Annotated in this window: 24 protein-coding genes; 16 read left to right on the forward strand and 8 right to left on the reverse strand. The window is 70.1% G+C overall.

Annotated features, from left to right (window positions below; genetic code table 11):
* The first annotated feature begins 29 nt into the window (after positions 1-29).
* Genes ribD through ribH form a run of 5 tightly spaced genes read left to right on the forward strand, consistent with a single transcriptional unit; the run spans position 30 to position 4068 of the window.
* Positions 30-1058, forward strand: coding sequence for a bifunctional diaminohydroxyphosphoribosylaminopyrimidine deaminase/5-amino-6-(5-phosphoribosylamino)uracil reductase RibD (gene ribD, locus ABZX12_RS31105; protein WP_355698978.1), 1029 nt, complete (start codon positions 30-32; stop codon positions 1056-1058).
* On the forward strand, positions 1059-1685 hold the full coding sequence (locus tag ABZX12_RS31110) for a riboflavin synthase (protein WP_355698980.1): 627 nt from the start codon (positions 1059-1061) through the stop codon (positions 1683-1685).
* On the forward strand, positions 1682-2356 hold the full coding sequence (gene pnuC, locus ABZX12_RS31115; RefSeq protein ID WP_355698982.1) for a nicotinamide riboside transporter PnuC: 675 nt from the start codon (positions 1682-1684) through the stop codon (positions 2354-2356). The genes ABZX12_RS31110 and pnuC overlap by 4 nt, the downstream gene beginning before the upstream one ends.
* Complete coding sequence (locus ABZX12_RS31120) at positions 2357-3595, forward strand: bifunctional 3,4-dihydroxy-2-butanone-4-phosphate synthase/GTP cyclohydrolase II (RefSeq protein WP_355698984.1); 1239 nt, start codon at positions 2357-2359, stop codon at positions 3593-3595.
* Positions 3595-4068: a 6,7-dimethyl-8-ribityllumazine synthase gene (ribH, locus tag ABZX12_RS31125; protein ID WP_355698986.1), complete on the forward strand. Its 474-nt coding sequence runs from the start codon at positions 3595-3597 to the stop codon at positions 4066-4068. The genes ABZX12_RS31120 and ribH overlap by 1 nt, the downstream gene beginning before the upstream one ends.
* Before the next feature lie 85 nt (positions 4069-4153).
* Here the strand turns inward: ribH and ABZX12_RS31130 are convergent, their stop codons facing one another.
* Entirely contained in the window at positions 4154-5116 is a 963-nt protein-coding gene (locus tag ABZX12_RS31130; protein WP_355698988.1) for a hypothetical protein, read from the reverse strand.
* 61 nt (positions 5117-5177) lie between these two features.
* Here ABZX12_RS31130 and ABZX12_RS31135 point away from each other — a divergent pair, with 61 nt between their 5' ends.
* From ABZX12_RS31135 to ABZX12_RS31145, 3 genes are all read left to right on the forward strand, one after another.
* On the forward strand, positions 5178-6143 hold the full coding sequence (locus ABZX12_RS31135) for a WYL domain-containing protein (protein WP_355698990.1): 966 nt from the start codon (positions 5178-5180) through the stop codon (positions 6141-6143).
* 86 nt (positions 6144-6229) lie between these two features.
* Entirely contained in the window at positions 6230-6868 is a 639-nt protein-coding gene (locus ABZX12_RS31140) for an NAD(P)H-binding protein (protein WP_355698992.1), read from the forward strand.
* Positions 6868-7362 (forward strand): anthrone oxygenase family protein, encoded by a 495-nt coding sequence (locus tag ABZX12_RS31145; protein ID WP_355698994.1) that lies wholly within the window; start codon positions 6868-6870, stop codon positions 7360-7362. Before ABZX12_RS31140 ends, ABZX12_RS31145 begins: the two co-directional genes overlap by 1 nt.
* Here ABZX12_RS31145 and ABZX12_RS31150 read toward each other — a convergent pair.
* Positions 7337-8308, reverse strand: coding sequence for a P1 family peptidase (locus ABZX12_RS31150; RefSeq protein WP_355698996.1), 972 nt, complete (start codon positions 8306-8308; stop codon positions 7337-7339). The genes ABZX12_RS31145 and ABZX12_RS31150 overlap by 26 nt on opposite strands.
* Positions 8309-8326: 18 nt before the next feature.
* On the opposite strand from ABZX12_RS31150, the gene ABZX12_RS31155 reads away from it, so the two are divergent.
* On the forward strand, positions 8327-9016 hold the full coding sequence (locus ABZX12_RS31155) for an MBL fold metallo-hydrolase (RefSeq protein WP_355698998.1): 690 nt from the start codon (positions 8327-8329) through the stop codon (positions 9014-9016).
* Here ABZX12_RS31155 and ABZX12_RS31160 read toward each other — a convergent pair.
* Positions 8993-9397 (reverse strand): VOC family protein, encoded by a 405-nt coding sequence (locus ABZX12_RS31160; RefSeq protein ID WP_355699000.1) that lies wholly within the window; start codon positions 9395-9397, stop codon positions 8993-8995. The two genes, ABZX12_RS31155 and ABZX12_RS31160, sit on opposite strands and share 24 nt — an antisense overlap.
* An 81-nt stretch (positions 9398-9478) precedes the next feature.
* Between ABZX12_RS31160 and ABZX12_RS31165 the strand changes: the two genes are divergently transcribed.
* The 3 genes from ABZX12_RS31165 to ABZX12_RS31175 are packed head-to-tail and all read left to right on the forward strand — an operon-like array spanning position 9479 to position 11121.
* Complete coding sequence (locus ABZX12_RS31165) at positions 9479-9742, forward strand: phosphoribosyl-ATP diphosphatase (RefSeq protein WP_355475986.1); 264 nt, start codon at positions 9479-9481, stop codon at positions 9740-9742.
* Positions 9743-9793: 51 nt separating this feature from the next.
* Positions 9794-10642, forward strand: coding sequence for an ATP phosphoribosyltransferase (hisG, locus tag ABZX12_RS31170; protein WP_355699002.1), 849 nt, complete (start codon positions 9794-9796; stop codon positions 10640-10642).
* Positions 10643-10653: 11 nt separating this feature from the next.
* Positions 10654-11121 (forward strand): PH domain-containing protein, encoded by a 468-nt coding sequence (locus tag ABZX12_RS31175; RefSeq protein ID WP_355699004.1) that lies wholly within the window; start codon positions 10654-10656, stop codon positions 11119-11121.
* On the opposite strand, the gene ABZX12_RS31180 is transcribed toward ABZX12_RS31175, so the two are convergent.
* Positions 11099-11983, reverse strand: coding sequence for an aldose 1-epimerase family protein (locus ABZX12_RS31180; RefSeq protein ID WP_355699006.1), 885 nt, complete (start codon positions 11981-11983; stop codon positions 11099-11101). The genes ABZX12_RS31175 and ABZX12_RS31180 overlap by 23 nt on opposite strands.
* Before the next feature lie 90 nt (positions 11984-12073).
* On the opposite strand from ABZX12_RS31180, the gene ABZX12_RS31185 reads away from it, so the two are divergent.
* Together ABZX12_RS31185 and ABZX12_RS31190 are read left to right on the forward strand one after the other, a co-directional pair.
* Positions 12074-12409, forward strand: coding sequence for a YciI family protein (locus ABZX12_RS31185; RefSeq protein ID WP_355699072.1), 336 nt, complete (start codon positions 12074-12076; stop codon positions 12407-12409).
* Positions 12409-14088 carry a DUF6596 domain-containing protein gene (locus ABZX12_RS31190; protein ID WP_355699008.1) on the forward strand — a complete coding sequence of 560 codons (1680 nt, stop codon included), beginning with the start codon at positions 12409-12411 and terminating at the stop codon, positions 14086-14088. Before ABZX12_RS31185 ends, ABZX12_RS31190 begins: the two co-directional genes overlap by 1 nt.
* Here ABZX12_RS31190 and ABZX12_RS31195 read toward each other — a convergent pair.
* Both ABZX12_RS31195 and ABZX12_RS31200 read right to left on the reverse strand, forming a co-directional pair.
* Entirely contained in the window at positions 14067-14741 is a 675-nt protein-coding gene (locus tag ABZX12_RS31195) for a hypothetical protein (RefSeq protein WP_355699010.1), read from the reverse strand. The two genes, ABZX12_RS31190 and ABZX12_RS31195, sit on opposite strands and share 22 nt — an antisense overlap.
* Entirely contained in the window at positions 14728-15219 is a 492-nt protein-coding gene (locus ABZX12_RS31200; protein WP_355699011.1) for a hypothetical protein, read from the reverse strand. Before ABZX12_RS31200 ends, ABZX12_RS31195 begins: the two co-directional genes overlap by 14 nt.
* 87 nt (positions 15220-15306) lie before the next feature.
* On the opposite strand from ABZX12_RS31200, the gene ABZX12_RS31205 reads away from it, so the two are divergent.
* Entirely contained in the window at positions 15307-15801 is a 495-nt protein-coding gene (locus tag ABZX12_RS31205) for an SseB family protein (RefSeq protein WP_355699013.1), read from the forward strand.
* A gap of 1 nt (position 15802) precedes the next feature.
* Here the strand turns inward: ABZX12_RS31205 and ABZX12_RS31210 are convergent, their stop codons facing one another.
* Positions 15803-16228 carry a DUF1707 domain-containing protein gene (locus ABZX12_RS31210; protein ID WP_355699015.1) on the reverse strand — a complete coding sequence of 142 codons (426 nt, stop codon included), beginning with the start codon at positions 16226-16228 and terminating at the stop codon, positions 15803-15805.
* A gap of 118 nt (positions 16229-16346) precedes the next feature.
* Between ABZX12_RS31210 and ABZX12_RS31215 the strand changes: the two genes are divergently transcribed.
* Positions 16347-17054, forward strand: a complete 708-nt coding sequence (locus ABZX12_RS31215; protein ID WP_355699016.1) for a TetR/AcrR family transcriptional regulator — start codon at positions 16347-16349, stop codon at positions 17052-17054.
* Between the two features lie 110 nt (positions 17055-17164).
* Here the strand turns inward: ABZX12_RS31215 and ABZX12_RS31220 are convergent, their stop codons facing one another.
* On the reverse strand, positions 17165-18328 hold the full coding sequence (locus tag ABZX12_RS31220) for a glycosyl hydrolase (protein WP_355699018.1): 1164 nt from the start codon (positions 18326-18328) through the stop codon (positions 17165-17167).
* Positions 18329-18358 lie beyond the last annotated feature (30 nt).

Below are 18358 nucleotides of genomic sequence, written 5' to 3' on the forward strand. Positions count from 1 at the left end.
TGCGTCCGTGACGACGAGGGGCCCGAGCAGTGAACGACGCGTCGCCGATCGACATCGCCTGGATGAGGCGTGCTGTCGAGCTGGCTGCGAGGGGTGTCGGCAGCACCCATCCCAACCCGGTGGTCGGGTGTGTGATCACCGGCCGCGACGGGCATCCGGTGGGCGAGGGCTTCCATGCCGTTGCCGGCGGCCCGCACGCCGAGGTCGAGGCGCTCCGGATGGCCGGCGCCCGCGCCCGCGGTGGTACGGCGTACGTCACGCTCGAGCCGTGCAACCACACCGGCCGGACCGGTCCGTGCGCGGACGCCCTGATCGAGGCCGGGATCGCGCGCGTCGTGTACGCCGTACCCGACCCGAACCGGACTGCCGCGGGCGGCGCCGAGAAGCTGCGGGCCAAGAACATCGAGGTCCAGCAAGGGGTCCTGCGGTACGAGGCCGAGGCGGTCAACCACGTCTGGCTGCACAGCGTGCGGGTCGGGCGCCCGTTCGTCACCTGGAAGTTCGCGACGACGCTGGACGGGCGGTCCGCGGCCCCGGACGGGACGAGCAAGTGGATCACCGGCCCGATCGCGCGGGCCGACGTCCACCGGCTGCGGGCCGAGTGCGACGCGATCGTCGTCGGCACCCAGACGGTGCTGAACGACGATCCTGAGCTGACCGTCCGCGACGAGAACGACGTCCCCGCGGCGCGGCAGCCGCTGCGGGTGGTCGTCGGTGACCGCGAGATCCCGCCGACCGCGCGCGTCCGCAACGACCGCGCCGAGACGTTGCTGCTGCCGACCCACGATCCCGCCGAGGTGCTCCGGCAGCTGGACGACCGGCAGATCCGGCATCTCTGGCTCGAAGGCGGCCCGACGCTGGCCGCCGCGTTCCTGCGCGCCGGTCTGGTCGACCAGATCGTCGCGTACGTCGCCCCGGCCGTGCTCGGCTCCGGCTACGCCGCGGTCGGCGACCTCGGCGCGGAATCGATCGACCACCTGCGGCGGTTCAAGCTAGCGGACGTCACCCGCCTCGGCGACGACGTCCGGCTGACCCTGGTTCCTCTGGGAGGAAAGTAGATGTTCACCGGCATCATCGAAGAACTCGGCACGGTCGAGTCCCTGGACCTGCTGGATGGTGACGCCGCGCGGCTCACCATCCGCGGTCCGAAGGTGACCGAGGACGCCGCGCACGGCGCCTCGATCGCGGTCAACGGCTGCTGCCTGACGGTGGTGGAGTACGGCGGCGGCCTGTTCACCGCCGACGTCATGCGCGAGACGCTGCAGCGGACCAGCCTCGGCGGTCTGGAGAAGGGCTCGCCGGTCAACCTCGAGCGGGCCGTCGCCGCGCACGAACGGCTCGGCGGCCACATCGTCCAGGGCCACGTCGACGGCACCGGCACGATCGCCTCCCGGACCCCGGCGGAGCGCTGGGAGGACGTCCGGGTCGCGACGTCCCCGGAGATCCTGCGGTACGTCGCCGAGAAGGGCTCGATCGCGATCGACGGCGTGTCGCTGACCGTGACCGACGTCGACGACGCGACCGGCACGTTCGGGGTCAGCCTGATCCCGACCACGCTGGAGCTGACCGTGCTCGGCGCGAACAAGGTGGGCGACACCGTCAACCTCGAGGTCGACGTGATCGCGAAGTACGTCGAGCGGCTGCTGACCGCGGGCGCCGGGCAGGACAACGGAGGCGAGAAGTGAACGCGATCGACTGGCTGCTGCACTCCCAGGTGACGATCGCCGGGTCGCCCGTGCTCGTCCGGGAGATCGTCGGCAACGTGTTCGGTCTGGCCAGCGCACTGTTCGGCATGCGCCGGCTGGTCGCGGCGTGGCCGGTCGGCATCGTCGGCAACGTGCTGCTGTTCACGGTCTTCGTCGGCGGGATCTTCGATACCCCGCAGGACAAGGACCTCTGGGGTCAGGCGGGCCGGCAGGTGTTCTTCGCGCTCGTCAGCCTGTACGGGTGGTACCGCTGGTACCAGACCCGGCACCACGGCGCCGACAAGGCTGTGCAGCCGCGCTGGGCAACCGCGCGCGAGCGGCTCGAGCTCGGCGGTGTCGCCGTGGTGCTGTACGCGATCTCGTATTTCGTGCTGCGTGAGCTCGGCTCGTGGGGCCCGCAGTGGGACGCGTGGATCCTCACCGGCTCGATCCTGGCGACGTACGGGATGGCGCGCGGCTTCGTCGAGTTCTGGCTGATCTGGATCGCCGTCGACGTGGTCGGCGTACCGCTGCTGGTGCAGGCCAAGTTCTACCCGTCCGCGACGATGTACATCGTGTACGGCCTCTTCTGCGTCCTCGGGTTCGCGTCGTGGTGGAAGATCCAGAACCGTGAGCGGATCCAGACTCCTGAACCGGTGGTGGTGGGTTAGATGGGTGACGTGCTGAAGCTCGACACGATCGAGCACGCGATCGAGGAGATCCGTGCCGGGCGGCCGGTGATCGTCGTCGACGACGAGGACCGCGAGAACGAGGGCGACCTGATCTTCGCCGCGTCCAAGGCGACGCCCGAGCTGCTGGCGTTCCTGATCCGGTACAGCTCCGGTGTGGTGTGCGTGCCGATGGAGGGCGCGGAGCTCGACCGGCTCGGGATCCCCCTGATGACGCCGCACAACCGCGAGCGGATGCGGACGGCGTACACGATCTCCGTCGACGCGCGGGACGGCATCTCCACCGGAATCTCGGCCGCCGACCGGGCGCGGACGATCCGGGTGCTGGCCGATTCCGCCTCGGAGCCGTACGACCTGGTGCAGCCGGGACACGTGTTCCCGCTGCGCGGACGCGAAGGCGGCGTACTGGTCCGGCCCGGGCACACCGAGGCGTCCATCGACCTGGCGCGGCTGGCCGGGTTGACGCCGGCCGCGGTGATTTCGGAGATGGTGAACGACGACGGCACCATGAAGCGCGGTCCGGAACTGCGGGAGTTCGCCGACGAGCACGGGCTCGTGCTGGTGTCGATCGACGACCTGATCCGGTACCGGCGTCGTACCGAGTCCCAGATCCAGCGGGTCGCGACGACGACGCTGCCGACCCGGTACGGCGATTTCGTTGCCCACGGCTACCGGAACGTCGTGGACGGGTCGGAGCAGCTCGCCCTGGTGCGCGGCGAGATCGGGGACGGGCCGACGCTGGTGCGGCTGCACTCGGAGTGCCTGACCGGCGACGTGTTCGGTTCGCTGCGGTGCGACTGCGGGCCGCAGTTGGACGAGGCGCTTCGGCAAGTCGCTGCCGAGGGTGGTGTCGTCGTTTATCTGCGCGGCCATGAAGGGCGCGGGATCGGGCTGCTGCACAAGCTGCAGGCGTACGAGTTGCAGGACGCCGGGCGGGACACCGTCGACGCGAACCTGGACCTCGGATTGCCGGCCGACGCGCGCGACTACGGCACCGGGGCGCAGATCCTCGCCGACCTCGGGGTGACGTCGGCGCGGTTGCTGACGAACAACCCCGACAAGCTCGCGGGCGTCCAGGGGTACGGCATCGACGTCGTCGAGCGCCGCGGGATCTTCATCGACCCGACCGAGCACAACCTGCGGTACCTGCGCACCAAGCGCGACCGGATGGGCCACCACCTGCCAGGTGGCGTGTTGACCGAAGAGAACGGAGCCGGCTGATGTCGGGCAGTGGAGCACCCACCATCGAGGCACCCCGCGTGGACGGCGCCCGGGTCGCGATCGTCGCCGCCCAGTGGCACCCCAAAGTCACCGACGGCCTGCTCGCCGGCGCCCTCCGCGCACTGGAGGACTCCGGCGTCACCGACCACGCCGTCATCCGCGTGCCCGGATCGTTCGAACTCCCCGTGGCGGCCCTGCACGCCGCGAAGTCCGGGTACGACGCCGTGGTCGCGCTCGGCGTGGTGATCCGCGGCGACACCCCGCACTTCGAATATGTCTGCCAGGCGGCGACCGAAGGCCTCATGCAGGTCGGCGTCAGCACCGGCGTCCCCGTCGGCTTCGGCGTCCTCACCTGCGACAACGACCCCCAGGCCCTGGACCGAGCCGGCCTCCCCGACAGCCGAGAAGACAAAGGCTACGAAGCCACCCAGGCAGCCCTCTCGACCTTGGCCGCCGTCCGCCAACTGGGGTAGGACGAACCTGAGCTCATGGGACACCCTATGGGGTCGGTGAACAGCTAATAACCTGTTCACCGACCCCATTGCTTGTTCATAGACCTCAGTCGACGCGGGTGTGTTCCATGAACCAGTTCGTGGTCCAGGATTGGCCGCCGTCGGTGGAGAAGGACTGTTCCCAGGCGGCGTTGTCGGTGCCGGGGGTCCAGAGGAAGCGGACGTCGATGGGTTGGCCGTTCCAGTCGTCGGGGCCTTCGAAGGTGCCGGTGCCGTCGGGGGTGAAGGAGCCGATGACGGGGGTTTCGAGGCGGCCGCGCTGGCTGTTGATCCAGTGGATGGACCAGGTTTTGGCCTCGGGGTCGTAGAGGCGGAAGGTCGCCCCGCGGAAGCCTTCGCTCGGGAACCAGCCTTCGTCGAAGCTGATCGCGCCGTCGAAGTACGTGGTGGCCTCCATCGTCGCGTCGTGTTCGTACCACTCGAACGGCTCCCCGAGCACCGGACGCCGGCGCCGGTTGTGGAAGGACCAGCGGCCGACGAGGAAGTCGAAGTCGTCGGTCAATTTCGGCAGCTCCAAGGCCGGCGGGGGAGTGGAGCGTCGCGTGAAGTCCATGATCCAGTTGGTCTCCCACGTCTCGCCGCCGTCGTTGGAGTACGCCTGCTCCCAGTGCGCGGTCTCAGCGGTGATGTCGGACCACTCGTAGCTGCAGAGGATCGGCTGCCCCTCGTGCGAGTCCTCACCGACCAGGCGGCAACGTGAGCCGTCCTCCGACCAGCCGCCGTGCACCGGCGGGTACAGCTGCATCGTCCGGCTGTCGACCCACCAGATGCTCCACTGCCGCGACTCGGGATCGAACAGCCGGAGCGACAGCCCGTACGAGCCTTTGGTCGGGAACCGCATCTCGTCGATGCTGATCTGCCCGTCGAAGTACGTGCGGGCGGTCGTGGTCCCGTCGTACTCGAGCCACTCGTCGCACCCCGCGAACGCCTGCTTCAGCGTGCGGTGGTGGACGTCGAAGTACCCGTTGAGGAAGTCGAAATCGCCGGTCACCTTGGTCCAAGTCGTCATGGTGCCAGCCTGCGACCAAAACCTGACAACCCATGGCAGCGATCAGGACTAACCTCGGAGTATGCGTTCGAGCCGGCTGTTGTCGATCCTGCTGTTGCTGCAGACGCGCCGGCGGTTGACCGCGCGTGAGCTCGCCGACGAGCTGGAGGTTTCGCTGCGGACGATCTATCGCGACGTCGAGGCGCTCGCCGCGGCGGGAGTTCCGGTGTACGCCGACCAGGGGCGAGCAGGCGGGTATCGCCTGGTCGAGGGCTACCGCACCCGCCTGACCGGTCTCACCGAACAGGAAGCGGCCGCACTGTTCCTCGTCGGTATGCCGGGCGCGGCCGCGGCGCTCGGGCTGACCGCGGAGACGAGCGCCGCCGAACTCAAACTGCTGGCAGCGCTGGCTCCCGATCAGCGGGATCGCGCCGGTCGGCTGAAGAACCGCTTTCACCTCGACCTGCCCGCCTGGTACCAGGACGCCGAGGACTCGCCGCACCTGTCCGCGATCGCCGACGCCGTGCTCCACGACCGCCGGGTGTGGGTCCGGTACCGGCGTTGGGAGGAGCCTCGCGAGGTCGAACGGGTCCTCGAGCCGTACGGACTGGTCCTGAAGAACGGCAGCTGGTACGTGGTGGCGTCCACGCCGGGCGGGCTGCGGACGTATCGCGTCTCCAACATCCTCGAGCTGACGCCGACCGACGAGGCGTTCGAGCGGGCGACCGACTTCCACCTCGCGCACTTCTGGCAGAACCACCTGACGGGCTTCGACCGCCAGCGTTTCACCGGCGACGCCGTCGTCCGGGTGGCGGCGCGGCTCGCGGGCAGGATGTACGACGTCTCGTACCCGACGCTCGTCAAGGCGGTCGCCGCGGCGACGCCGGAGCCCGACGGGAGTGTCGTGGTCACGATCCCGATCGAGTCGATCGGCAACGCCGCCGCGTCGCTGAGCCGGTTCGGCGACGCGGTCGAGGTCCTCGAACCGCCCGAGCTGCGGGCGGAGATCGCCGCGCTGGCCCGCAGGATCCTTCGGCTCTACTCCTGAGCCCCACGGTGGCGCGCATCACCCGATTCCGTCTTTCCCATATATTACGAGTTTCGTACTATATGGATAACGGAAGAGGAGGCGCGATGAGGATCACGGTGTTCGGCGCGACGGGCGGGATCGGCGGCCACGTCGTACGGCAGGCGCTCGATGCGGGTCACAAGGTGACGGCGGTGGTGCGGACGGCGTCCGCGTTCGAGCTGGAGCACCCGTCGCTGGAGGTGGTACGGGTGCCGGGGCTGGATGCGGCGGAGACGCTGCGCGAGGCGGTCGACGGCAGTACGGCGGTGATTTCGGGAGTGGGGCCGCGCGGCCGGAAGGACGGGCCGGTCGCGTCGCGCAGTACGCAGTCGATCCTGGGCGCGATGGAGGCGACCGGGGTACGGCGGTTCGTCGCGGTGAGCGCTGCGCCGCTCGGGCCGATCCCGGCGGACGAGGGCTTTCTGAACCGGCGGCTGCTCTATCCGGCGATCAACGCGTTCGCCGCGGACGTGTACGCCGACCTTCGGGTGATGGAGGCAGACATCCGGGCGAGCGTGACGGACTGGACGATCGTGCGGCCGCCGAAGCTGACCAACAAGCCGTTGACGGGCCGCTACCGGACTGTTGTCGGCGGCACGGTGCCGCGGAGTTACTCCCTCTCGCGCGCGGACGCGGCGCATCTGATGCTGGCGGTGCTCGACGACCCGGCAACCGTTGGTCAGCCGATCGGGGTGGGGTACTGATGGTGCTGCGTGGGGTGAGCTTGTTCTTCAGCGGGTTGTTCGCCGGATTCCTGGTGTGTGTGATGGTGCTCGAGACCTCGCTGCGCTCGTTCGGCGCTGCCGTCTACACCCAGGTGCGTCTGGTCGAGCTGGACTCGCTGGACAAGCTCGCGTCGGTGACGCTGATACCGGCGATCGTCACGACCGTGGCGGCGGTGATCTGGAGCCGCGGCAACGGTCGACGGTCGACGATCGCCGCGGTCGCCTTACTGGTGATCGTGTTCGTGACGACACTGGCGGTGAACCTGCCGATCAACTCGGACCAGTTGTCGTGGTCGGTCCAGCAGCCGCCGGCGGACTGGGCGGGCGTCCGTGATCGTTGGCAGATCGCACATGCGGTGCGTACGGTCGCGGCGGTGGCGGCGTTCGGGCTGCTGGTCGGGGCATCCGTGCGTCAGCGCAGCGGCGGCCGGTCGAGTTCGCCGGCCATCAGCGAGGTCCGAGTCGGTCGGTGATGAGGTCGTGGGGGACGGCCTGGGCGGTGCGCCCCTGGAAGCCGGTGGTGGTTCGAGCCATGGTCAGTGAGTTGAGCAGGGCTTCTTCGACCGATTCGGTGACTGCCTGGAACGGGCCGCGGAGGTCGTCGTCGGCGTAGTCCGGCGTACCGGCGGTGGTGAAGGCGATCGCGTAGTCGCCGCTGCCGGGCGCGTAGTCGGAGCCGACGCGGCCCATCGCGAAGATCGCCCGCCTCGCCAGGCGCCCCAGCTGGCGCGAGTCCAGCGGGAGGTCGGTCGCCACGACGATCATGCAGGAGTTGCCGTCCGCGTCGATCGGGGGCGCCGGTACCGGCCGGCCGAGCACGGTCAGCAGCCCGGAGAAGTTGGCCTGCACCAGGACCCCGACCGTTTGCCCCGATGTCAGAGAACGTGACGCCGTACCGATGCCCGCCTTGAAGCCGAGCGCGGTCGTGCCGGTGCCGGCTCCGACGCAGCCTTCGGCGGGGAGAGCGGGCGAGGCGGTCTCGAGGGCTTCGTGGACGAGCGCGGGAGTGATGGGACGGCGGCGGATGTCGGAGAGGTAGCCGTCGTTGGTTTCGCCGACGATCGGGTTGAGGCTGGTGGTTCGTGGGTTGCGGTCCAGGAGCCAGGTGATCAGCGCGTCGGCGACGCGGAACGTGCTGAGGGTCCCGGTGAGCAGGACCGGGGTCTCGATCACGCCGAGCTCGTCGATCTGCGTCGTCCCGACCAGCTTCCCGTACCCGTTGCCGACAGCAACCGCGGCCGGCAGGCCGGCCGCCCAGCCGGCCGGGACGATCGCGGTCACGCCGGTGTTCAGCCCGTCGCCGGTGATCGTGGTCTGGCCGACGAGCACGCCGGGTACGTCGGTGATCGCGTTGAGCGGCCCGGTGGGCAGCGTTCCGACGACGACGCCGAGATCGCGGGCTCTCCGTGGACTGTGCATCCAGCTATCGTCGGCCACATGCTGCAGCACCTGGCCGGCCGGGTCTGGATCCACCCGCACGACCCGGATCCCGACGCGATCCGCCCGTCCGTCGCCGTGATCGCCGACGAGCGCGGCAGCGTGCTCGTCGACGCCGGCAACAGCCCCGAGCACGCCCGCGCCGTCGGTACGGCGATCGAGGCGGCTGGACTGCCCGCGCCGAGGTGGCTCGTCTACACGCACCACCACTGGGACCACACCTGGGGCGCCTGCGCCTGGCCGGACGTCACCGTCATCGCACACTCCACCGCCGTCGACCTGCTGGCCAAGGAAGCCGAGCGCCCCTGGAGCCACCGCTACCTGCACGACCAGGTCGAGGCTGATCCGAAGCTCGGCCCGAGTTTCCGCGCCCGCGCCCTGGCCGTCCCCGACTGGACCGATTTCCGCATCGTCCTCCCGGACGAGACCTTCGACGACCCGCTCACGCTGCCGAACGACGTCGTACTGCGGCATGTCGGCGGCAACCACGCGCCCGACTCCCTCATCGTCCTCGCCGACGGTGTCGCCCTCCTCGGCGACGCGTTCTACCCGCCGCCGTACCACCTGCGCACCCCCGACGACACGGTCGACTACGCAATGATCAAGCAGTTGCTGTCCGAGCGGCACGACTGGTACGTCGACGCGCACTCACCGCCCCGCAGCCGGTCAGCCGCGCTCGCCGGGACCTAGCGGCGACCGGTCGCCGACGAACCACAGGTGCCCGAACGGGTCCAGGAACGACCCCTGCCGATGCGTCCCCCAGGGCACGGCGTGATCGCGGACCGGGTCGAAGCTCCCGTCCGCGCCCGCCTCGACGGCACGCTGGACGAAGCCGTCCGGGTCGTCCACGAACACCTCGACCCGCACCGTGGGGGCGCCGGTCGCCGCGGGCGTGTCCCAGATGTTGTTCCCGGGCTCACCGAGGAACAGCGGGGCGCCGCCGACGCTCAGGCCGATCACGCTGCCCAGGTTCCACAGTTCGACGGCGCCGAGCGCCTGTGCGTACCAGCGTGCGGCGGCCGGGGCGTCGGATACCGCCAGCATCACCGAGATCTGCGTCGGTCTGTCCATGTCCCAGTAACGCACGGCGAAGGTCCGCCCACCGGACCTGGCGGCGGGCCGCGCGACCAGGACCCGTAGGCTGGGCGCGCGATGAAGAGTTTTGAGGAGCTGTTTGCCGAGCTGGGTGAGAAGGCGGCGACACGGCCGGAGGGTTCCGGGACCGTGGCGGCGCTGGATGCCGGCGTGCACGCGATCGGCAAGAAGCTGGTCGAGGAAGCCGCCGAGTCCTGGATGGCCGCCGAGTACGAGAGCAAGGAGCGGGCCGCGGAGGAGCTGTCCCAGCTGCTCTACCACGCCCAGGTGATGATGCACGCGCTCGGCCTGGAGCTCGACGACGTGTACCGACATCTGTAGGAGCACCTCCCGCAGATCACCGGTTCACAACCCCAGAAAGGGTCAGTCGCCATGCTGCGCGTCGCAGTACCGAACAAGGGCTCGCTGAGCGAAGCCGCCACCGAGATGCTCGTCGAGGCCGGCTACAAGCAGCGCCGGAGCACCAAGGACCTCACTCTCACCGACGCGGCCAACGAGGTCGAGTTCTACTACCTCCGTCCGCGTGACATCGCCGTGTATGTCGGCGAGGGCACGCTCGACGTCGGCATCTCCGGCCGCGACCTGGTGCTCGACTCGCACGCCGACGCGGACGTGATCATGGGCCTCGGGTTCGGCTCGTCCACGTTCCGGTTCGCCGGCCGGCCCGGGGTCGCGGACTCCGTGAAGGACCTGGCCGGCAAGCGGATCGCCACGTCGTACGCCGGGGTGCTGCAGGACCACCTGGCCGAGAACGGGGTCGACGCTTCGGTCGTGCGTCTCGACGGCGCCGTGGAGTCGGCCGTCCAGCTGGGCGTCGCGGACGTGATCGCCGACGTCGTGGAGACCGGGACGACGCTGCGCCAGGCCGGGCTCGAGGTGTTCGGGGAGCCGATCCTGCAGTCCGAGGGAGTGCTGATCAAGCGGCACGGCGTGGAGACCCCGGCGAACGGTCTGCAGCAGCTCGTCCGCCGGCTCGAGGGCGTCCTGATCGCGCGCAACTACGTGATGATGGACTACGACATCCGCGCCGAGGACGTGGACGCCGCCACCGCGGTCGCGCCCGGTCTGGAGTCGCCGACCGTCTCGCCGCTGCACCGGCAGGGCTGGGTCGCCGTCCGCGTCATGGTCCGGCGGGCCGAGGCGCAGCGGCTGATGGACCAGCTCTGGGAGGTCGGCGCCCGCGCGATCCTCACCACCGACATCCACGCGTGCCGGATCTGAAGCCTGCCGTCATGTCCGGGTCGACAGACAGCGTGTACGCGTTCCATCCGCGGATCGTGGCGGCGATGGCGGCCGGCATGGGGTTGTCGTTGATCGCCGTGTTCGGGGTGATCTGGTTCCGGTTGTCGCCGGAGGACCGCGCCACGTTCGACTGGTTCCAGCGGATCACCCTGCTGGCGTTCTTCGGCGCCGTGCTCTGGATCCTCTACCGGATGTCGACGCTGCGGGTGACCGCGTACCCGGACCGGCTGCGGATCCGGAACGTGTTCAAGTCCTACACGCTGACCTGGTCAGAGGTCACCGCGCTGCGCTTCCGGCCCGGGGACGCGTGGCTGCAGCTGTTCGATGCCGACGACAACCGGATCGGCATCCTGGCGGTCCAGGCCGCCGAGGGCGCGCGGGCGACCCGGGCCGCCAAGCAGCTGGCGGCGGTCGCCCGCGAACATGGCGCGGGTCCTAGACGGACACCTGAAAACTAGTCGTGTGCGATTCGCCCGGCGCGAGGACGACCAGGTCCTGACCGGTGCGGAACGCGTCCGGCGGGCAGGTCATCGGCTCGACCGCGAGCGCCGTACGGCCGACCGCTTCGCCGGTGAACAGCTGCATCCACGGCGTGTCACCGGTCAGCACGGAGCGCGCGCCGCTGTCCGGGTCGGTCAGCGCAACGGACCACTCGGCATCCAGCCCGGTGAAGGCGTTGTCGATCGAGGTCTCCCCGATCAGCCGGCCACCGCTGAAGTCGTACGGCGACCCGGCGACCGGCGCAAGGCCCGTCGGGGTCATCCGGTCGGCGGACACTTCGAGGCGATCGGCCGCGGTGAACTCGAGGACACAGTCGTCGATCACGCGCCCGACGGTCAGATACGGATGTGCTCCGTAGCCGTACGGCGCCGCACTCCTGCCGATGTTCGTCGCGACCGCGGTGACCGTGAGGCGGTCGGTGAGCTCGTAGGTGAGGCGTAGGTCGAGTTGGTGGGGGTAGCCGGGCTGGCCGTGCAGGCGGTGGGTCGCGACGACGACCGCCGGGTCCGAGCCGTCGTCGGCGCGGGTCCAGTTGGCCCAGCGGGTCAGGCCGTGGATGGCGTTCTGCCGGGCGGGCTCGGTCAGGTACAGCTGCTGGTCGGCGCCGTCGAACGTGTACTGCCCGTCGGTGATCCGGTTCGGCCACGGGAACAGGTGCTGCCCGAGCCCGGCGTGCGCGGCCTCGTCCTCGGCGTACCCGAGCAGGACCGGCCGTCCGTCGTACGTCAGCTCCCGCACCCCGCCCCCGACACTCACCACGGTCGCCTCGAACCCGCCGCCGCGAAGGACCCACTGCTCACCCGATGGCAAAACGTTCATGGGTCTATCCTCACCGACCCTGTCCATCGGGAGCGACCCTGTTCGTGGTGATGCTGTAGACACGCTGACAGGAGGTACGACGTGAAGTACATGCTGCTGATCAACGCCGGTGAGCTGGACCTGCAGGACGCGCCGGTGGGGTGTGAGCCGGAGGACTGGATGCGGTTCGACAAGGAGATCCAGGACGCCGGCGTGGTGGTCGCGTCCGAGTCCCTGGCCGATCTGGTCACCGCGACCCGGGTCGAGGTGGCCAACGACGGCCGGCGGACCGTGACCGACGGGCCGTTCGCGGAGACTCGGGAGGTGCTCGGCGGGTTCTACGTGATCGACGTACCGGACCTGGACGTCGCGCTCGACTGGGCCGCGAAGTGCCCGGGGTCGCGGGGCGGCGGGTCCGTGATCGTCCGGCCGGTCGCCGAGTTCTGATGGAGCAGGTCGAGGCGGTCTTCCGGGAGGAGCGCGGCCGGCTGCTGGCCGCACTCGCCCGGCGCTTCGGGGACCTCGACCTGGCCGAGGAGGTCACGTCGGAGGCGATCGAGGCGGCGCTCACCCGCTGGCCGGTCGACGGCGTCCCGCCGAACCCGGGCGGCTGGCTGATGACCACCGCCCGGCGGAAGGCGGTCGACCGGCTCCGGCGGGACCAGGTGTACGCCGCCAAACTCGCGATCCTGCAGGTCGAGGCGGACCGGTCCGCGCCGCAGGCCGCCGGGGACGACCTGCCCGACGAGCGGCTGCAACTGTTCTTCACCTGCGCGCATCCCGCGCTCGCCCCGGAGGACCGCGGCGCGCTGACCCTGCGCTGCCTGGCCGGGCTGACCACGCCGGAGGTCGCGCGGGCCTTCCTGGTCCCGACCGCGACGATGGCGAAGCGGATCGTCCGCGCGAAGAAGAAGATCCGGGAGGCGCGGATCCCGTTCCGGGTGCCCGGGCCGGACGAGCTGCCGGAGCGGCTGCCCGGTGTCCTGCAGGTGATCTGTTCGGTCTTCACCGAGGGGTACGCCGCCAGCGCCGGCCCGTACCTGCAACGCCTGGACCTCGCCGAAGAAGCGATCCGCCTGGCCCGCATCGTGCACCGGCTGCTCCCCGACGCGCGCGAAGTCACCGGCCTGCTCGCCCTGATGCTGCTGATCCACGCCCGTCGCGACGCCCGCACCGGCCCGGACGGCGAGATCGTGCTGCTCGAGGACCAGGACCGCGGCCGCTGGGACCACGAGATGATCGCCGAAGGCCGCGATCTGGTCGTCGCGGCCCTGACCGGCGGCCCGCCCGGACCGTATGCCGTCCAGGCCGCGATCAACGCCGTGCACGACGAGGCGACCGACTTCGCCGGCACCGACTGGCAGCAGATCGTCCAGTTGTACGACGTCCTGCTGGACCTCGACCCGTCCCCGGTGGTCGCCTTGAACCGCGCCGCCGCGATCGCGCTCCGCGACGGACCCGCCGCCGGCCTCCAACTCCTCGACGAGCTCGCCGCCGAACCCCGCCTCCAGGACTACCACCCGTTCGCGCTGGCGCGGGCGGACCTCCTGCAGCGCCTCGGACAGGTGCCCGAGGCGATCACCGCCTACGAGCACGCACGTGCGCTGGCCGGTTCCGAACCGGAACGAGCTCAGATCCGTGACCGGCTGGCCGCGTTGCAGCAGACTGACGCCATGGAGACCGTTTACGAAGCGGCGGGTGGGGCCGACGGCATGCTGCGGCTGGCGGCGGCGTGGCACGAGCGGGTGATGGCAGACGAGATCGTCAGCCACGCCTTTCACGGCGGGGCGCGGCCGGATCACACCGAGCGGCTCGCGGCGTACTGGGGACAGGCCCTGGGCGGACCGTCCGTCTACACCGAGTCCTACGGCAGCGAGGCATCCGTCCAGCGCCGGCACGCGGGTAACGGTGAACACGACGAGATGAACCATCGCGCGATCGACTGCTTCGACGCGGCGCTGGCCGATGCCGGCATCGACGACGAACGGGTCCGCTCGGTGCTGCACGACTACTTCGCCTGGACCACCTTCAACACGATGTACCGGCACAAAACCGAGGACATCGACGACGGCCAGGCCGTCACCCAGTGGTCGTGGGACGGACGTCAGGAGGCGGCTGAGTCGTGAGGCGGTAGCGCCACCGACGTGGCGACCAGCTCGAGCGCTGGGTCGAAGGGTGTCGACGGGTTGCCGTCGACGATGACGTGGGCGCGGGAGCGGGTGGCCTGCTCGGCGAAATGGTCACGCTCCCAGCGCATCCACTCCAGCCAGTGGTCGCGCAGGGCCTCGCCGTCGCGGTCGATGCCGCGGTCCAGCCGGACCTCGTTCGAGGTCTCGACCCACAGCCGCAGCGACTGCCAGTGCGCCGCGTCCCGGTCGCAGGCGGTGACGCCTTCGACGATCAGCAGGTCGACCGTGCTCGGTACGACGTGCAGCTCGGCGTACGCGCCCTGGTACCAGTCGTACCGCCGGTAGCGTCCCTCGCGACCGTCGGCCAGGCGCTGTAGGACGTGGTCGCGGAGCAGGGCGAAGCCGCGCTCCGCTCCGGTCCAGCCGTCGTACAAGTCGTCCATGTGGATGACGTACGTGTTCAGGTCGCGCAGTTTCGCGCGGGCCTCGACGTGGGCGGCGACGGTGGTCTTTCCGGAGCCGGCCGGTCCGTCGATGCCGATCAGCCGGGTGCGGCCGAGCTGGGGTGATCCGGCCTGGACGTTGTCCAGGAGCGAGTCGATGGTCAGGGGCGTGGGGCCGTGGTCAGGGGCCTTGTCAGTTGATTCCATGGCGTTTCAGGATGTCCTCGATCTCGTCGAACTCCGACGATTCCTGCTGCTTCGCCTTCCCCTTCGACGGCTTGGCAGCTTTGGCGGTGGCGGCTGACGCCGGCGCTGGGCCTGTGGACGTCAACTCACCCGCGGGCGAGGCGGGCTTCTTCTCTGCCTTCTTCTGGTTCCCACCGCGGCCGCGGGCCACACCGGAGACGATGTACAGCACGACCGAGACGCCGAACAGCGCGACACCGGACCACACGGTCGGCGAGAAGATCAGGTGCGTGACCCAGCTCACGGAGGAGCGGACCACGTCCCAGACCAGCTCCAGCAGCCCGGTCAGGTACAGCGAAACCGGAAGCAGGGACCAAGCCACACCGCGCGTGCCGGCCGCGACCCCGCGGCGCCGCCACGCGGCCCACGAGCCGATCAGACCGAGCAGCGTGAGCCCTACGCAGAACGGCAGCAGCGTCAAATCGTTGAAGTCAGGCACATACCCAGGCTCGCACAGTCGGACCGCGATCCAAGAGGGGAACAGCCCTGACGGACCCCTGAAACCGCGGTCCGGGACAATGAAGCCGTGCAACCACCGCAGCGGAGACTGGCATTCACCGGGTTCGACGACGACGACGGGTCGGCGGATCCGGCGCTGGCGAACGCGCTCGCCACGGGCGACGGGGGAGCGGTGCTCGCGGCGCTCACCAAGGCTCGGCTGCTGGTGCCGGTCGTCGCGATGCTCGGCGAGGTGGAGTACGACGAGAACGGGCTGGCGCACGACAAGACGTCGGACATGGCTGTCGCGCTGCTCCAGGGACAGGACGGGCGGAACGCACTGCTCGCGTTCACGGGCACCGAGAGCCTGGCCCGCTGGAGTCCGGAGGCGCGCCCGATGCCGGCCCGGGCGCAGCTGGTCGCGACGGCCGCGATCCAGGAAGGCGCGGCCGCGATCGTGCTGGACATCGCCGGCCCGGCCGCGGGCGTGATCGAGACCGACGACGTACGCCGCTTGGCCGCCGGCTTCCAGGTGGTGCGGCTGGAGGACGGCGGCTACGGGTGGATCGAACTCACGCAATAGATCACTGGGTAACCAGTACGTCGGACTTGCGGTGGTACGACTCGTTCGTCCACCACAGCATGGCGACCACGGCGCCGAGACCGAGGTCGGACCAGAGCCACCACGGGCTGTCGAAGTGGCCGAACATCGCCAGCGACGCCCAGACCACGAACTGCACCACACAGGTGACCAGCCAGACGCCGGTCGCGACCCGGAGTGCGGTCGTCAGCCCGCGCGGCGGGGCCGCGTCCGCGACGCCGGCGAGGATCATCCGGAGCTCGCCGCGGGTCCGGGCCGCGAGCACGCGGTCCTGGCGGTCACTCGCCTGAGCCGGGGTCAGCGCGGCCTGCCGGACGGCACTTTCCAGCTTGGAGATCGCCGCGCGCCGGTCGGCGTCGCTGAGTCGGACCTGGTCGGGGGTCAGCAGGGGTTCGAGCAGCGTGTTCATGATCGGGAGTCCTCTCGTCGTGTTCCGATGGCTAAAAGCGTAGGGATTGCACAGTTACGCCGCCCGGTGCTCAGGACCCGTTCTCGGGTGGTGCTACCACCCCTGTCACGATGAACGTATGACCGACCCTCTGCCGCCCGGACTCGAGTTGTCCTGGGGCGTCCTGCCGGGGCAGCGGCGCGGGCCGAAGCCGGCGCTGTCGATCGAGCAGATCGTGGCCACCGGCATCGAGTTCGGCGACCGGTACGGGTTCGAGGCGGTCTCGCTGCAGCGGATCGCGGCGCACCTCGGCGTCACCACGAACGCGATGTACCGCTACGTCCGGTCCAAGGAAGAGCTGATCGTGCTCGTCCACGACAAGGCGGTCGGCCTACCGCCCGAGCTGCCGTCCGGCTGGCGCGCGGCGGCGATCGCGTGGGTGGACGCGCAGGTCAAGCTGTACGCCGAGCGCCCGTGGCTGCTCGACGTACCGATCCGGGGCGCGCCCGTCACGCCGAACCTGCTGCGCTGGGTCGAGGTGATGCTCGCGGCGCTGGCCGGGACCGGGCTCAGCCAGCACGACAACCTCGGCTGCCTGGTGCTCCTGGACGGCTGGTCGCGGAACTACGCGACCCTGGCCCGCCAGCTCGGAGCGAGCGACACCACGCCCGTCCAGGCCGAGGAGGTCGGCAAGTTCCTGGTGCCGCGACTGATCGAGGGCGGCTACCCGACGCTGACGGCGCTGTACCTGAACCACGAGTACGAGGACGAGCTCGACGACGACCTCGAATTCGGCCTGGCGAGAATCCTCGACGGCATCGAGGTCCTGATCGGCAAGCAGGCCTAGGTGTGTGTCATCTCGACAGGACGTGTCGCAACCGGTCGGCCGGTCTCACGCTCAGCCGGCGGGCGTCGGTGCCGCAGCGCGCCGAGACGTCCTGTCGACCTGGCACACGATCAAGGCAGCGCGATCCGTACCGGCCCCTCGGTGCGGGCCTCGACCCACCGGAGGTGGAACTCGCTGCCGGGGGCAACTTCCGCGCGGCGGGCGGGCTCCGTGCGGAGGTTGATCGGCGCGGTCAGCGTGGTGGCGGGTGGTTGCGCCGGTACGCCGTTCGCGCGCGCCGTCGCGATCAGGTCGGCGAGCGCGTCGGCGGCCGGCTTGCGCCGGTGGTCGACGGTGAACAGGCCCAGGTCGTACTCGCGGTCCGGGAAGTCGAGCAGGCGGCGGTCGATGTCGTGCGAGGACCACCAGGTCACGCCGTACAGCGCCGGGTTGCCCAGGACTGTCGCAACGGTCCGTCGGGTGAACTCGGCCTGCAGTTCGACGGGGATGTCAGGCCCGGGCACGCCGATCTCCTGCAGCCAGACCGGTCGCTGCGGGTCGAGCGACCTCGCGAGCTCGATCAGGTAGTCCGCGTGCGTGAGGGTGGCCGGGCCGAGGGGACCGTCCACTCGTGAGACCCCGTTGAAAACCCACGAGTGGACAGTGGTCAGATCCCCGACATCCACCGCGTCGACCGGGTGGAACGGATGGTCGCCCTGATACCAGGCGTCGTCGAAGACCGAGTGCAGCGCGAGGACGCCGGGCGCGGCCTTCTTGAGCGTGGCCAGCAGATCCTGCGCCCACGCGGTCGAGGCCTCCGGCGTGGTCGGGCTGTCCGGCCAGAGGTTGTTGACCTCGTTGCCGAGCGTGATCGCGAAGACGTTCGGCTTCGCGGCGACCGCCCGGGCCACGACGTCGACGTACGCCGTGAGTCCGTCGCGGACCGTGCTGTCCTCGAACAGGCTGCTCTTGTGCCAGGTCAGCACCCACGACGGGAGGAAGTCGAAGCTGGACAGGTGCCCTTGGATCAGGTCGACCGCGACGCTCAGCCCATGCTCGGCGGCCGCGTCGACGGTGTCCAGCAGGTCGGCGATCGCCCGCTCGCGGATGATCGCCCGGTTCGGCTGGATCCACGGCCAGACCGGGAACACCCGGACGTGATCCAGGCCGAGCCCGGCCAGGTCCGCGAAGTCCCGGCGGACCGCGTCGCCGTCGTAGTCCAGCCAGCTGTAGAACCATCCCGCCGAGGGCACGTAGTTCGCACCGAACCTGGGCACGACGGTCTCCGAAGCCATGCGGAGGATGCTAAATCGGTTTAGGCCGTC

Origin of the sequence: Kribbella sp. NPDC003505 (assembly GCF_040610875.1) — a bacterium.
Classification (GTDB): Bacteria; Actinomycetota; Actinomycetes; order Propionibacteriales; family Kribbellaceae; genus Kribbella.